This window comes from Thalassomonas actiniarum, from assembly GCF_000948975.2.
Taxonomy (GTDB): Bacteria; Pseudomonadota; Gammaproteobacteria; order Enterobacterales; family Alteromonadaceae; genus Thalassomonas; species Thalassomonas actiniarum.
Genome location: NZ_CP059735.1, coordinates 1,004,209 through 1,018,321, shown reverse-complemented (window position 1 = coordinate 1,018,321; position 14,113 = coordinate 1,004,209). Strand labels below are relative to the sequence as shown.

Annotated in this window: 11 protein-coding genes; 1 reads left to right on the top strand and 10 read right to left on the bottom strand. The window is 50.4% G+C overall.

Going from position 1 to position 14,113, the window contains the following annotated elements:
• Positions 1 to 5: 5 nt before the first annotated feature.
• The 4 genes from SG35_RS04430 to SG35_RS04415 all read right to left on the bottom strand — a co-directional run bounded on the left by SG35_RS04430 (position 6) and on the right by SG35_RS04415 (position 6,180).
• Complete coding sequence (locus tag SG35_RS04430; protein ID WP_063888638.1) at positions 6 to 1,382, bottom strand: cytochrome-c peroxidase; 1,377 nt, start codon at positions 1,380 to 1,382, stop codon at positions 6 to 8.
• A 24-nt stretch (positions 1,383 to 1,406) separates the two neighbouring features.
• Entirely contained in the window at positions 1,407 to 2,066 is a 660-nt protein-coding gene (locus tag SG35_RS04425; protein WP_053042897.1) for a c-type cytochrome, read from the bottom strand.
• A gap of 174 nt (positions 2,067 to 2,240) precedes the next feature.
• Positions 2,241 to 3,302 (bottom strand): helix-turn-helix domain-containing protein, encoded by a 1,062-nt coding sequence (locus SG35_RS04420; protein WP_044831853.1) that lies wholly within the window; start codon positions 3,300 to 3,302, stop codon positions 2,241 to 2,243.
• A 262-nt stretch (positions 3,303 to 3,564) separates the two neighbouring features.
• Positions 3,565 to 6,180 (bottom strand): TonB-dependent receptor, encoded by a 2,616-nt coding sequence (locus SG35_RS04415; RefSeq protein ID WP_044831854.1) that lies wholly within the window; start codon positions 6,178 to 6,180, stop codon positions 3,565 to 3,567.
• 364 nt (positions 6,181 to 6,544) lie between these two features.
• Here SG35_RS04415 and xseA point away from each other — a divergent pair, with 364 nt between their 5' ends.
• The gene (gene xseA / locus SG35_RS04410; protein WP_044831855.1) at positions 6,545 to 7,879 is read left to right on the top strand and encodes an exodeoxyribonuclease VII large subunit; all 1,335 of its coding nucleotides are present in this window, start codon (positions 6,545 to 6,547) and stop codon (positions 7,877 to 7,879) included.
• 94 nt (positions 7,880 to 7,973) lie between these two features.
• Here the strand turns inward: xseA and SG35_RS04405 are convergent, their stop codons facing one another.
• From SG35_RS04405 to hisS, 6 genes are all read right to left on the bottom strand, one after another.
• Entirely contained in the window at positions 7,974 to 8,180 is a 207-nt protein-coding gene (locus tag SG35_RS04405; RefSeq protein ID WP_044831856.1) for a cold-shock protein, read from the bottom strand.
• A gap of 230 nt (positions 8,181 to 8,410) precedes the next feature.
• Positions 8,411 to 9,097 carry a PilZ domain-containing protein gene (locus SG35_RS04400; RefSeq protein ID WP_044831857.1) on the bottom strand — a complete coding sequence of 229 codons (687 nt, stop codon included), beginning with the start codon at positions 9,095 to 9,097 and terminating at the stop codon, positions 8,411 to 8,413.
• A 214-nt stretch (positions 9,098 to 9,311) separates the two neighbouring features.
• On the bottom strand, positions 9,312 to 10,760 hold the full coding sequence (der, locus tag SG35_RS04395; protein WP_044831858.1) for a ribosome biogenesis GTPase Der: 1,449 nt from the start codon (positions 10,758 to 10,760) through the stop codon (positions 9,312 to 9,314).
• A 112-nt stretch (positions 10,761 to 10,872) separates the two neighbouring features.
• Positions 10,873 to 12,081 (bottom strand): outer membrane protein assembly factor BamB, encoded by a 1,209-nt coding sequence (gene bamB / locus SG35_RS04390; protein WP_236702543.1) that lies wholly within the window; start codon positions 12,079 to 12,081, stop codon positions 10,873 to 10,875.
• An 11-nt stretch (positions 12,082 to 12,092) separates the two neighbouring features.
• Complete coding sequence (locus SG35_RS04385) at positions 12,093 to 12,779, bottom strand: YfgM family protein (protein ID WP_044831860.1); 687 nt, start codon at positions 12,777 to 12,779, stop codon at positions 12,093 to 12,095.
• 9 nt (positions 12,780 to 12,788) lie between these two features.
• Positions 12,789 to 14,063, bottom strand: coding sequence for a histidine--tRNA ligase (gene hisS, locus SG35_RS04380; RefSeq protein WP_084692609.1), 1,275 nt, complete (start codon positions 14,061 to 14,063; stop codon positions 12,789 to 12,791).
• Between the last annotated feature and the right edge of the window lie 50 nt (positions 14,064 to 14,113).

Sequence of the window (14,113 nt, the reverse complement as noted above, 5' to 3'; positions counted from 1 at the left end):
CGTTATCAGTTTCCCTGATTTATGGTTACATTGCTTGTTGTTATTGTTGCAACCGTCTCTGTTGCAAGCACTTTTTGCTCTCCTGCTGTTTCAGCCACAGGCAATGACTGAACCGGTTTTAACCCCGACGGCAGCACTTGGGGTATCTGCGGCAACAGGCTTTCATCCGTTAGCGCCCCGAGAAAATCCACCAGACGGTCCATTTCTTCATCCGTCAGTTTCGGCTCCCTGATATGCCAGTGCAGCTGCAATTGCTCGTTTTTCGGCACGGCATGGCCGCGCCCCTTGTTATAAAACGCCACCGCATCGCGTAAACGCTTAAACCTGCCCGAATGCATATAAGGTGCAGTTTTGCTGATATTTCTCAGACTCGGCACCTTAAAACCGCCCCTGAGCTTGGCGCTGTTGAAGGTTTTTTCGGCGCCGCTGTCAAAAGGCAGGCCGTCGGGCTCAGGGGTGCCGATCACCGCCACCTGGTTATTGGTAAACAAAGGCGGCTGGTGGCATTCGGCGCAGCGGGCAACAAAAGAGCGAAAGACATTCAAACCGGCAACTTCATCGGCGGTTAATGCCTGGTGGAAACCGTGGGCATACTGGTCGTAGCGGCTGTTGAGGGAAATCAGCGAACTTTGAAAGGCGGCCAGTGCGCTATAAAGCTGCTCCAGGGTCGGCCCGTCCAGGCCGGGAAACGCCTGGGCAAACATCTCAGGGTAATAGGCATTGCTGCGGATACTGGCAAGCAGCTGCGCCGGGGTATTGGCCATTTCCTTTTTATCGTACAAAGGCCCCCGTGCCTGCTGTTCAAGGGAATCTGCCCTGGCATCCCAGAAAAAACTGGTTAAAAAGGTCATATTCCATAAACTCGGCGCTCCCCTGCCCGTCGGCTCTTTGCCAATGCCTATACTGCGGCCGAGGCCGTCGCTAAAGCCCAGCTCGGGATGATGGCAGCCGGCGCAGGACAAGCTGCCGTCTTGTGACAGTAAGGGATCAAAAAACAGATAACGGCCCAGGTCAATTTGCTGCGCCGTAAAACCCGACCTGTGCTTTGGCAAAGCGGTTTGGGTGCCGCCAACCCCCCTTTGCTGCACCGAGTCGTAAAACTGGTAGCGGGTCACCAGGCTGCAAGCTCCGCTCTCGGTCAATTCGAAACTGGCAGGGCAGCTTGAAGATAAAATAAAAGGCCGCTGCCCGGCGACATCCCCGGGAAGTTCACTGCCTGTATGATTCATGGCCGCTGTTGTCGCGGCGGATGCCGTATCCAGGGTTGCAATCCCGGAGTCCCCCCAGACAAAAACCCCCGCATGCGAAACTCCCGCAAACCATCCGCTAAACATCAATGCGGCTGTTAACACAACCAGGTTAGACTTAGACACTTTTTTCATAAGCTGAGCACCTCCGGCATTTACCTAACGGGCAACCAGGTAATTGACAATATCGCTGAGCTGCTGCCCGGAAACGGTTTTCGCCATCATCGCCATTTGCCGGCCAAACTTATCCTCTTTATCCGCGCCGCGTTTCCCCTCGCTAAAACTTTTCATCTGCCTTAGTAAATAGTCGGCCTGCTGCCCGGTCAGTTTCGGGGCATTAAAGACGGCATTACCCCGCCCTTCGCTGCCGTGGCAGGCGCCGCACTTTCCCTGGTAATAACGGTAACCGTTTTTATTGCCGGCCTCCGACCCGGCTTTAGCCCGGCCACTGCCGGGCAGGCTTTCTATATAAGCAGCCAGGAGTTCGAGATCCTTTTCATCTTTTAACTGACGGCTTATGGCAACCATTTGCTGCCCTAAGCTGTCGCCTTCCTTGCCCCTGAGTCCCGAGCGGAAATGCTTAAGTTGCCGCTTGATATACCAGGCGAACTGGCCTGCCAATGCCGGACTTTTCAAAAGCGGATTTCCCTGCCCCTGTTCTCCATGACAGGCCTGGCAACTTTGATATAAGGCTTTTGCCTTATTGATATCGCCGGAGGTCAGCGCCCCCTGGGCAAAAGCAACTTTAGGCAAGAACAAAGAAAAAACGAAAAAGGGATAAAGCAAAAAAAGGGAATTCGGGCGTCTTATTGTCGGCATGGTGTTAGCTGCTCTTGTTGTTATAAAAAACTTGAGAGCTAAAAATATAGAATTCCCGCGCGTAGAAAACCTACGTATTTTCCAAAAAAAGCTGACGTATTCCTGAAAATTCAGCCGGTTTTACTGACGAATTCCCCCGATACTGACGAATTCGCCTGACACCGGGTAACAAAGTTAAACCGGGGCGGAAGACAGGACTTTTTTCCGGTATTCGGTCGGGGTCAGCTGGTGGGTATTTTTAAACGCCTTATTAAAAGAGCTTAAACTGCGAAAACCGCTTTCCAATGCCAGGGTTAATACCGGCGTCTGGCTAAAAGCCGGCTGGGCCAGCTTTTCGGTCACTTCACGAATGCGATAATGGTTGAGAAAATCATTAAAGTTACGGTAATTCATTTCACCGTTGATCAAGTTTCTCAGCTTATATTCATGAATGGAAAGGGCCTTGGCCAGGCCGGCAATGGTCATGCCTTCCTGGCGGTAGAGTTTATCCTGCTCCATGGCGTCGATAATGCGGGGCAACTCATGTGCGTTTGCCTCCGGTACACAGGTATCGGGCTGCACCTGTTTGACGGTTTCAAATAAGCTTGAACCTTTGAGGGTAAACAAAAAGAAATTAATGGCGGTGACCAGCAGCGCCATCACCCCGCTTTTAAGCAACTCCACTCCCGGCCACTGGAACTTAAAAATTTCATCATTGATGATCACCAGAATAATATACAGGGCGGAGACACTGATCACCCCGCCGCGGATATAGCGGCGTTCCTGCACCAGGTCGCCGCGCCAGTGGCTGACGGCAATAAGCAGGGCGTGGCCGATAAACAACAGCTCCAGCAGGGTACCGCCGTATTTAATGGTCGCGGCAAGGGCGGCAAAGTTATTGATATCGTAGGAAAACAGCATTTGCGAAGTGGTGGCGGCAAAAGGGATCAGCAAAGTCAGGGAAGCCAGGGCATATTGCCGGCGTTTTAAAATAACATGGTCGCCAAAGACGCTCAGACTGACCAGCCAGAACACCCCGGGCAAGGCATTACCGCCGACAAGTTCCAGCCACCAGAAAAAAGAACTAAAAGCAATCGGGGCAAAAATAACCTTAGTCAGATAACAGCAGCAGCACACCATCAGCAGCATATAAAGGCGGATAGACTGGTTGGTTTTCCACAAAGGCGTCAGTAACAGACTGCCCATCATAAGTTGCGCAAAGGCGATACTGGCAAAGAATATTCCAAAAACAGTCATTTAATTCCATTCTGCTGATTAGTTTTTATTGTCTATCACAGCTGCGGCTTAAGTACTTTTGCAAAAATACTTAAGCCGCAGCTCACTCCAGAGAAAAATATTCTGCTTTTGCCGCGCTAAAACGCTTCAAGGTGAATAATTTTCCTCCAACATACTAAACACTAATTTCAAGAAAGGAAACTTAAAAAAAACGGCCGACAAAATGTCGACCGTTCACGCCAATCAGATACATCAGCCTTAGCAGCTACTGACGCTCCCCAGGCTAAAAAGTGTATTTCATATCGATACCCGCTTCAAAGCCCCGGTTAATACGGCCATGAGGAGTGCCGATCACATCCGCGGTCAGGCCGCCAATGTCGGTAATAACCTGCTCATCCAACAGGTTTTTCCCCCACAGACCCAGCTCAAAATTATCATCTTCATTGGCCCAGGATAAGCGGGCATTTAAGTTCTTGGTATCTCTAAAATACTCAGGTACCGCTTTTTTATAATCTTCCAGTCCCACCTGCTGATCATTGATATTTTCCAGGTAAACATAATCGACATGGAAGTTGGTGGTGCCGATACCAAAGTCCGGCATCCAGTCCAGGGTCAGGGTATAATTGGCGCTGGCGTCATGGGAGCGTTTTTGCGCGGCAATCAGATCCCCTTCACCGTTATAAAACTCAGGGGTGATATTCTCGGTGCTGCGAATTTCAGAGACCATGCCCAAAATCAGGCTGTCGCTGACACTCCAGCGCAGATCCAGTTCCAGCCCGGTAATTTCCCTGTCTTCGTTGATAATGGTCGGCACCGCCTGCGGACTGCCCGGCTGTTTCGAGTCGACGGTATTTTGCAGGTTATCCAATTCCAGGTAATAAACGCTGACATTGGCCACCAGGGCATTGAATAAAATGCCTTTATAACCAAGTTCATAGTTGGTGGTGTCTTCCGGCTCAAAAGAGGTTTCACTCGGGGTCAGGGAGTCAAAACCACCGGATTTATAACCGGTAGAATAGGAAGCAAACACCATATGATCATCACTGAGCTGGTAACTGGTGACCAAACGACCGGTGATCTTGTCCCATTCATCATCGGCGCGCATATCCACCGGCATAAAGATCAGGTTACCGACCCCGGGGCGCAAACCATCGGCGGCATAGGAATTTTGCGGGATCAACCAGGTAAAGTCTTTTTTATCTTTAGAATACCTGAGCCCGGCAATCACATTCCAGTTATCGGTGACGCTGTAGTCTACATCGGCAAATATGCCCCAGTTGGTAAAGTCACCGGTATTGTGGATATTCTCCTGCCAGAAGGCGCCGGAATAGCTGGGACCGAAGATCTCGGCTATGCCCAGCTGCTGGGCCACGATATCATAGGTCACATCGCCGGTGGCCGTCACCACATCGGCGGTCAGCGCCTGCCCCGGCATGCCGATGCCGGCCATAATGGTATCGCCGTAGCCTAAGACATTGAGGGCATTGGCCCATTCATCCGCCTGCCACATGTGATCCATCGGGAAGTCGCTGGCGCGGTAGAAGGCATCAACCGCGCCGTCAAAGGTTACCCCGGGGCCAAAGGCCGCCTCGGCATGGGCATCGCTGCTGCCGCCGATCTCCCCGGCAATTTGCTCGGCAAATCCCTGGCGGATAAAGTTGTTTAAATCTCCCGTCACCAGGCGGGCTGCGGTATCGCCTGTCATATGCAGCTGGGTGGTTTGCTTAACCTTTTCTTTTGAATAGGAAAAACCCGCCACGGCATTGATTTTGTCGCCGACATAATTCAGTTGCAGTTCGGTATAGAGGATATCTGAATCTTCCAGGTTATTGGTATCGAAGTAGCGGGTTATATCCGCGGTGCCGTCTTCATCCTCCCGGTTTTCTGTCTCCCAGTCACGGTAACTGAGCACATATTTCATCGACAACTGATCGTTAAATTCATGATTGAATTTGGCGGTAATGCCGTACATATCCCGGGATTCGGTGCCGTCTTCGACATCATTTTCAGCCTTGGAGGCAAAAGGCGTTTCCCCGCCGTTATAGGCATATTCGCTGGTACCTATCGCCATGGAAGACGCCTGTTTGAGATCATCCCAGTCGTAGGACAACTGAAAATCGGTCACTTCGGAAATTTGCCATAAAAAAGCGATGCGGGCGGCATCATGGTTTTTCGCCCCCAGATCCCAAACCTTATTGCCCTGGTTCCACTCGGGGCGGGCCAGATTATCGACAAAACCGTCCTGCGAATTGCTTAAGGCATTGGCGCGCATATAAACGTTTTCACTCAGGGGAATATTGACCATGCCTTCAAAACGGCGCAGGTTATCTGTGCCTAAGGTGGTTTTGACAAAGCTGTCAAAGTCGGCAAACGGCGACTTAGGCACCATATTCACCACCCCCATGGCGGCATTGCGGCCAAATAAAGTGCCCTGGGGACCTTTGAGTACCTCAATACGCGCCATATCGGAAAACATCACGTTTTGCGCCGCCCTGGGCATATAAACATCATCATAAAAAGTTGCGGTGGAAGGATCGCCGCCGACACTGATATTGATACTCTTGATGCCGCGCATCGCAACCCCGGCCTGGGTCATGGTATCGTCGTCAAACTCAAAACCCGGGATAAATTTTTCAACCTCATCGAGGTTGATGGCGCCGGTTTCTTCCAGCAAATCTTCACTGATGGTACCGACAGTAACCGGCACCTTTAAAATATTTTGCACCCGTTTTTGTGCCGTTACCGTGATCACCTCCAGATCTTGTTCACTTTCCCCGTCCTGGGCCAGTGCCGTATTTCCCGATAAGGTGCCCAGCGCTAAAGCCGCGATGACGGCCCGGGCAACCAGGTGCTTTTTCTGTTTCGGATCCGCAAACCCCGTATGTGATCTCAATGGCATATCTATCTCCCTGAGCGTTCCATCGCCTGTTGTATTTATTTTTTTGTCTTTATTATTTTCTCTTTATCGCCACCACTATATTAAGGCGGCGCGATAAAAGCATACGGAATGTTGAAAAAATCCTGATGAATTCTTAAAACATCCTGACTGATTCTTAAAAAACCAAAGAAAAACAGTAGCTCCCACTAAGATGCCTGCTGCTGAAAAAACATCCGCCGGGCCGAAAAAACACTTGAAAAAATGCCCTCCGCCGACAATAAACCGGGCATTTTTTCTCCCGAAAAACCGGCTAATTGTGTACTTCATTTCTTCCTTTGATATACTCCCGCCACAATAATGAAAACACAGTAAAGCACCTTCATATATGAGCAGGCAGAATATCCTACAGGTCAGCGAACTCACCAAAAAAGTCCGCTTTATCCTGGAGAGCGAACTTAATACCGTGTGGTTAACGGGGGAAATTTCCAATTTCGTTGCCGCCGGCTCAGGGCACTGGTACTTATCCCTCAAAGACGCCAGATCCCAGGTGCGCTGCGCCATGTTTAAAGGCAATAACCAAAGGGTGCGCCTGCAACCGAAAAACGGCCAGCAGGTACTGGTAAAAGCCCGGGTTTCTTTATATGAGCCCAGGGGCGACTTTCAGCTGATCCTCGAACAGATGGAAGATGCCGGCGACGGCCTGTTGCGCCAGCAGTTTGAACAGTTAAAAAACCGTTTAAATGCCGAAGGTTTGTTTGCCCAGCAAACCAAGCAGCTGTTGCCGCCGGGCATTAACACCGTAGGTATAATCACCTCACCTACCGGCGCCGCAGTCAAAGATATCTTAACCGTGCTTAAGCGCCGCAACCCGGCCATCAGCGCCGTGATTTATCCGGCCCTGGTACAAGGGGAATACGCCGTCAACGATATCTGCCATGCCATCAGCCAGGCCAACAGCAGAAATGAATGCGATGTGCTTATTGTCGGCCGCGGAGGCGGCTCTTTAGAAGATTTATGGAGCTTTAACGAGGAAGCCGTGGTCAGGGCTATCCACCAAAGTAAAATCCCCACCATCAGCGCCGTAGGCCATGAAATCGATACCACCTTATCCGACTACGTCGCCGATTTTCGCGCCCCAACCCCTTCTGCCGCCGCCGAACTGGTATCCCAGGATAAAAGCGAATTGCTGGACAAGCTCGCCGGCTTGAAACACAGGTTAACCATCGCCGCCCGACGCGAGCTTAGCGACCGGCAAAAAGTCAGCGTTAACCTGCAGCACAGGTTAAACCAGGTACACCCGCAGCAGCAACTGCAAAGCCAGCAGCAAAAATCCGATGAACTGGCGATACGGCTAAAACAGGCGATCGGGCGGGAACAACAACGCTTTCGTTTAGCCCCCGAGCAGCTCAATACCCGCTTAATGCATTTATCGCCGCAAAAACACATCACCGAGATGTCGCAGACGGCACAGCAAAATGAACAGCGGATCATTAACGCCATCAAACGCATCTACCGGCAAAAAGGCGAGCAGTTTGCCTCTATCATTGAACAGCTGCATATCGTCAGCCCCCTGGCGACCCTGGCGCGGGGTTACAGCATAGTAAGGGATGACAAGGGAAATATTCTCAGGGACAGCCGGGAAGTTGAGAGCGGAGATAGTATCGCTATCCAGTTATCGAAAGGACAAATTAATGCCCGGGTGTTAGCGAATAAGGAATAAAAAATCTAAGGGATTCAAAGCAAGGTTACGGACTGCCAACACCTGGTGATCCGTAACCCGGCACTGTACTTGGCTGATATTAGAACTTAACAACTCAAGCAGGCATTACATTATTGGCACAAGGGCCTTTTAACCCCTCGCCGACTTCATATTTCACTTCCTGTCCGTCATCCAGGCTGGCATAACCGCCGCCGCTCTGGATTTGAGAATGATGGACAAAAATATCCTTGCCGCCGCCCTCAGGGGTAATAAAACCAAAGCCTTTTTCCGCATTAAACCACTTCACTGTTCCTTTATTCATCTTGATCTCTTTCGATACCTAAGTTAGTTACTGTTAACAAAATGCTGCTTATTCAATGCACTTGATAGCGTACAGAATTTTCCGCTGCATTTTCAGTATAACGGCTAAATAATAACCAGGCGTAAAATAAGGAAAAATTTTTGTATAATTATCAATTAATTCCTTAGGAAGACTTAATAAGAGCACAAAACGATAAACAGCAGCCTCCCGGGGAGAAACAGATGGCAGCTTTATTCCGCTTTGCCATCCAGGGTATCATGGAGCAGGCTGGTCACCGAATCCCGGCTGCTATCGTTAAATTCAACCCCGAAGGAAATGCCGTTGCTCAGCTGCTTGCTGTTGCACACCTTGGCTTCAAGTTTAACGTTCGCTGCTGCCTGCTCATCTTCTATGGTGATCTCAAGTTCATCTTCATTGAGCAGCATCAGCTCCTCACCATTAACGATTTGCAGCTGGCAACCGCTAATGGACAAGTCCGTGATAATGCCGGTCCAGTATTCCTGCTTGACTTTGACCTTGGCAATAATTTCGGTGTCAATACGGATACTGGTGCGTAATTTCTGCAAGGTAACCTGCCTGGGAAAATCAAGCACCATCAGGCGTGAAGGGATTTGCAAGGTCTGGCGTATTTCACTGACAAAAGCCACCACGGCTCCTTCCCGCCCTTCGATTAAACCGCGTACCGTGACCTTGGCCCCCTGGTAGATATATTTACCAAAGTTGCCCAGCTTATTGGCATCGGGGATCTGGATTAAGACATACTGTTTCGGCAGGTAACCGATAAAAGTGGTTCTGAATTTACTTTTTTGACCGGCGGGAGTGGTAACATCTATGGTAACGACGGCCCCGGCCTGCAATAAGCCCAGATTACGGTTCAAGCGGCTTACCATATCAACCTGGGTGGGCTTATTAACCATAACTTCCTTTACACATGGTGAAAAACAAAAGGCTTGCCATAAGTAAAAATCACTTACGCGAAATAATTTTTTACAGTAGTAAAATTAGCCCTTAAAAGCAACCCTATTTAGTCAGCTTCAGCTCAATTTGACGGGAAGCATTTTCGAGGAAACGGCAGGGGAAATCAATGCGGGTCAGGTGGATTTCAGCAAAATCACCTGACCCCGGTTAACATCAATCTTTTTTATAACCCTGAGTTGCCCGGGCTATTTTCTTCTGCTCGGTATAAGTCAGTTTTTTCTTACCGGCAAATGGATTCGAGGTTTCCCTGAACTCGATTTTGATCGGTGTCCCCATGATCTTCAGCGACTTGCGGTAATAATTCATCAGGTAACGCTTATAAGACGGCGGCAGTTTTTTCGCCTGGTTACCGTGGATGACAATAATCGGCGGGTTATAACCACCGGCATGGGCGTATTTAAGCTTGATACGGCGGCCGTTATGCATCGGCGGCTGATGGTCAAATACCGCCATGTCCAGGATCTTAGTGACCATAGAAGTGGAAATCCGCTTGGTGGCGGACACAAAGGCTTCTTCAACCGACTCAAACAAATGACCGACACCGGTGCCGTGCAGGGCGGAAATAAAATGGATACGGGCAAAGTCGATGAACCCCAGGCGGCGGTCTAATTCCGACTTAATGCGGTCTTTCACGCTTTCATCCAGTCCGTCCCATTTGTTCACCGCCAGTACCAGCGAACGTCCGGCTTCAAGAATAAAACCGAGCAGACTTAAATCCTGATCGCTTAACCCTTCCCGGGCATCGACGACCAGTAAACAGACATTGGCATCTTCTATCGCCCGCAGCGTTTTAATGACCGAGTATTTCTCAACCACGTCGGTGACATTTTTACGGCGACGGATCCCCGCGGTATCGATCAGGGTATAATCCCGGCCGTTACGCTCCATCGGGATATAAACACTGTCACGGGTCGTACCCGGCATATCATAAACCACCACCCGGTCTTCACCTAAGATACGGTTGGTAAGTGTTGACTTACCAACGTTAGGTTTACCGATAATAGCCAGCTTGATGCCGTCATTTTCATCCGGCTGACCTTCCAGATCTGCCTCTTCCCCTTCGGCGACCTCTACTTCCTCTTCTTCGCCTTTCTCCTGCCCCAGGGCTTCGATATGCGGCGTCAGGGCCAGGGTGAGCAGCTGGGTAACGCCACGGCCATGGGCAGCGGCGATCTGATGTACCGTTTCCCCTAAAGATAAAGCATAAAACTCCGCCACCGCCGAGTCGGCATCGATACCGTCCACTTTATTGGCGACCAGGAACACGGTTTTATTTTGCTTTCTTAAATAAGAGGCAATGCCTTCATCGGCAGACGTTAACCCGGCGCGGGCATCGACTAAAAACAGCACCGCATCGGCTTCTTCAATCGCCATCAATGACTGCTCCGCCATCAGGGCATCTATGCCTTCTTCATCGCCGTGGATACCGCCGGTATCGATAACAATAAAGGGATGTTCTTCCACTTCCGCCTGGCCGTACTGGCGATCACGGGTTAAGCCGGGGTAATCGGCCACTAACGCATCCCGGCTGCGGGTCAGCCGGTTAAATAACGTTGACTTGCCAACATTGGGACGCCCAACAAGAGCTACTACAGGAAGCATGATCACCTCAATATTTCTAATAAACAGTAGATTAAAAACTTTACGTTAATAACGAATAACGGCCCCGGAGCCAAATACTCCGGAGCCGTCTATAATTTTAGTTCAAAACGCCCTAAGGGGTTTTTATGGCCTGCAGCTCACCGTCGCGGGCCTGGCTAAACAAGATCTGCTCAGCGACCGTTGGCGTAGCATGAATGCCGCTGCCGTCAACATGGTGCCGGGCGACAATTTCCCCGGTCTCCTGATCTAACCAATGCAGGTAACCTTCAAAATCCCCTACCACGACATAATTGCCGACGGCGGCAGGACCGGTAACGCCCCGGTTGGTCAGGCTCAGGTTGCTCCAACGCTCCAGGCCGTTGATACGGTCGATGGCATAAACATGGCCGCTGGTATTGGTCAGGAACAAGGTATTGCCGCTGATCGCCAACTGACGATAAGAAGAATACTGCCTTTTCCACAAAATACGGCCGCTGCGTAAATCAATCGCCGCCAGGTTACCGTTAGAGGAAACCGAGTAAATTTTATCGCCGAAAATCAAAGGCGTTGAATCGACATCCACCACGCGTTCCAGTTCGGTAGAACCGCTGGACTCGCCGATTTCAGCCACCCAGCCCTGCTGGCCTCGTTCCAGCAGAAAAACGCCGACTTCACCGCTGGCAGAGCCGAGCACAACCCCGCCCGAGGCGACCGCAGGTGCGCTGATGCCACGCAGGCTCAACGGCGGTACTTCCTGTTCAATCTTCCAAAGCTCTTCGCCTGTGGTGGCATTAAAGGCCTTAAGTACGCCGGAAGCACTGTTCACCACTAAGGTGTTGCTGTCAAAAGCCGGCGCTACGATGACTTCGCCTTTAATCGCCGCTTGCCAGGAAAGCTCCCCGGTTTCGGCATCCAGCGCGAATACTTCGCCGTTTTCACTGCCGATAAACACTTTATTCATGCCTGCGGCAGGACCACCGGCAAGCAGCGCCGAACGGCTGCCTTCAAAAAAGCCGCGCTCCTGGTTGACGTCGCTGAGATCGATCTCCCAAACCTGGTCACCGGTTGCACTGTCCAGCGCCACCACTTCACCTTCGCGGCTGGCACTGAATATTTTGCCGTAGGCAGAAACAGGTTTGATACGGGAGAAGTAATCTTCTACGCCATTGCCGACGCTGCGATCCCAAACCACTTCCGGCTCAAATTTTTCCTGAATTTCGACCAGTTCGGCAACTTTCTCACCTTCGTCTTCTTCATCGGTGGACGAACATGCCATCAGGCCCGTCGACAGCAGCAATAGCGCCAACAGTTTTTTATTAAAGGCTGTTGTTTTTAATACCACATTAAGCCCCATTATTTATTTGAAGAGCTGTCTGAAGCACTGCTAGAATCGTTAAGTGCCACAGCGCCCAGATTGATCACCTGGGCCAAATCATCTAATTTCATTTGCAGACCCGGGCTTGACGCCAAACCGTCGGCATCAATGGCGGCCTGGTAGGCATTACGGGCCAGATCCTTTTTCTCCTGCTGCAGGTAAATATCACCCTTGATTTCTTGTACCGAAGCGGTAAAAGACTCAGGCAATTGGCCGGATAAGCTGGCCAAAGCTTCGCTCAGTTTTTCCTGCTGAATCTGGATACGGGCTAAACGCAGAGTGGCAATGGCCCTGATGCCTTCGCTTGGCGCCTTATCCGCCGCCGTTTGCAGATATTTTTCCGCCTGCGCCCAGTCTTTTTTCTCGACCATTTCTTTGGCCAGCGCCAGCGCCGTTAACGAGGCATAACTGGTTGAAGCATTATCCTGGATAAACTTATCGCCCTTGGCAGAGAAGGCTTCCGGCTCTTTTTCTGCCGACTCGATCAGGGTTTGATAGGCGTCCGAGGTCGCCAGTTCCTGCTCTAAAACACTGTCCTGGTACAAGTTAAAACCGACAAATCCGCCTAAACCTAACACGACACCGGCGATAATGCCGTTACCATTTTCGCTCCAGAATTTTTTGATGGCATCAACTTGTTGTTCTTCTGTTTGATAAATTTCCACAACTAACCCTTAAATTAAATTCGTTAATAAGCTTGCTACTTCATCCAACGGCAAGCTTTGCTGCTCATTTTGCCCGCGCAGGTATTTCACCGTGACCTTTTGCTGCGCCAGTTCGTCTTCCCCTAAGATCAGGGCAACCTGGGCGCCGGATTTGTCCGCGCGTTTCATTTGTTTTTTCATATTGCCGCCACCACAGTGGCACTGCAGGCGAATATCCGGTACCTGATCCCGCCATAATTCGGCGAGTTCTGCACCGCGGATATCAACCCCTTCCCCTAAAGTGATCAAATAGGCATCTACTTGCGGGCGAACATTATTAACTTTATCCAAACTGGTTAACATTAATACTAAGCGTTCAATCCCCAACGCAAATCCGAATGCCGGCGTACCTTTACCGCCGAGCTGTTCTACCAGACCATCGTAGCGTCCGCCGGCACAAATCGTGCCTTGGGCGCCTAAGGAGTCAGTCACCCATTCGAACACGGTGCGGTTGTAGTAATCTAACCCCCGCACCAGGCGCTCATTTAATACATAGTTAATGCCTGCCGCTTCTAAACGCTGGCACAACTGAGCAAAATGCTGCCTAGTTTCGTCACCAAAATAATCGGAAAGCTTAGGCGCGTCAACTAAAGCGGCCTGTACATCCGGATTCTTGCTGTCGAGCACCCTGAGCGGATTGGTCAACATACGGCGTTTGCTGTCTTCGTCCAATAAAGACTCTTTTTCCTTCAGGTACTCAACCAGGGCATCACGGTAATTCGCCCTTTCTTCATTAGAGCCTAATGAATTAATCTCTAGTGTGACAAATTCATTGATGCCAAGTTCCTTCCATAAGCGGGCAGAGAGCAAAATAATTTCCGCATCGATATCCGGGGTGGCAATACCAAAGGCTTCGATACCAAACTGATGGAACTGGCGATAGCGCCCTTTTTGCGGACGTTCGTGGCGAAACATCGGCCCCATATACCATAAACGCTGTTCCTGGTTGTACAGCAAACCATGCTGGTTACCGGCGCGCACACAGCTTGCGGTGCCTTCGGGACGTAAGGTTAAACTGTCGCCGTTGCGGTCATCAAAGGTATACATTTCTTTTTCAACGATGTCGGTGACTTCACCGATAGAGCGTTTAAACAGGGCAGTAGACTCGACAATCGGCATACGTATTTCGGCAAAACCATAATTACTGGCAACACGTGCTAATACCGCTTCCACCATTTGCCAAATATTTGTTTCTGAAGGCAAACAATCGTTCATGCCACGAATTGCCTGAATAGTTTTACTCACGTATAGGGTACTCTTTATCTTGAATTAAATAACTGCGCGCATTATAGGCA

What these genes read in the sequence shown, in the direction of transcription:
- SG35_RS04430 (WP_063888638.1), bottom strand. Translation starts at nt 1,382, where the DNA reads ATGAAAAAAGTGTCTAAGTCTAACCTGGTTGTGTTAACAGCCGCATTG.
- SG35_RS04425 (WP_053042897.1), bottom strand. Translation starts at nt 2,066, where the DNA reads ATGCCGACAATAAGACGCCCGAATTCCCTTTTTTTGCTTTATCCCTTT.
- SG35_RS04420 (WP_044831853.1), bottom strand. Translation starts at nt 3,302, where the DNA reads ATGACTGTTTTTGGAATATTCTTTGCCAGTATCGCCTTTGCGCAACTT.
- SG35_RS04415 (WP_044831854.1), bottom strand. Translation starts at nt 6,180, where the DNA reads ATGCCATTGAGATCACATACGGGGTTTGCGGATCCGAAACAGAAAAAG.
- xseA (WP_044831855.1), top strand. Translation starts at nt 6,545, where the DNA reads ATGAGCAGGCAGAATATCCTACAGGTCAGCGAACTCACCAAAAAAGTC.
- SG35_RS04405 (WP_044831856.1), bottom strand. Translation starts at nt 8,180, where the DNA reads ATGAATAAAGGAACAGTGAAGTGGTTTAATGCGGAAAAAGGCTTTGGT.
- SG35_RS04400 (WP_044831857.1), bottom strand. Translation starts at nt 9,097, where the DNA reads ATGGTTAATAAGCCCACCCAGGTTGATATGGTAAGCCGCTTGAACCGT.
- der (WP_044831858.1), bottom strand. Translation starts at nt 10,760, where the DNA reads ATGCTTCCTGTAGTAGCTCTTGTTGGGCGTCCCAATGTTGGCAAGTCA.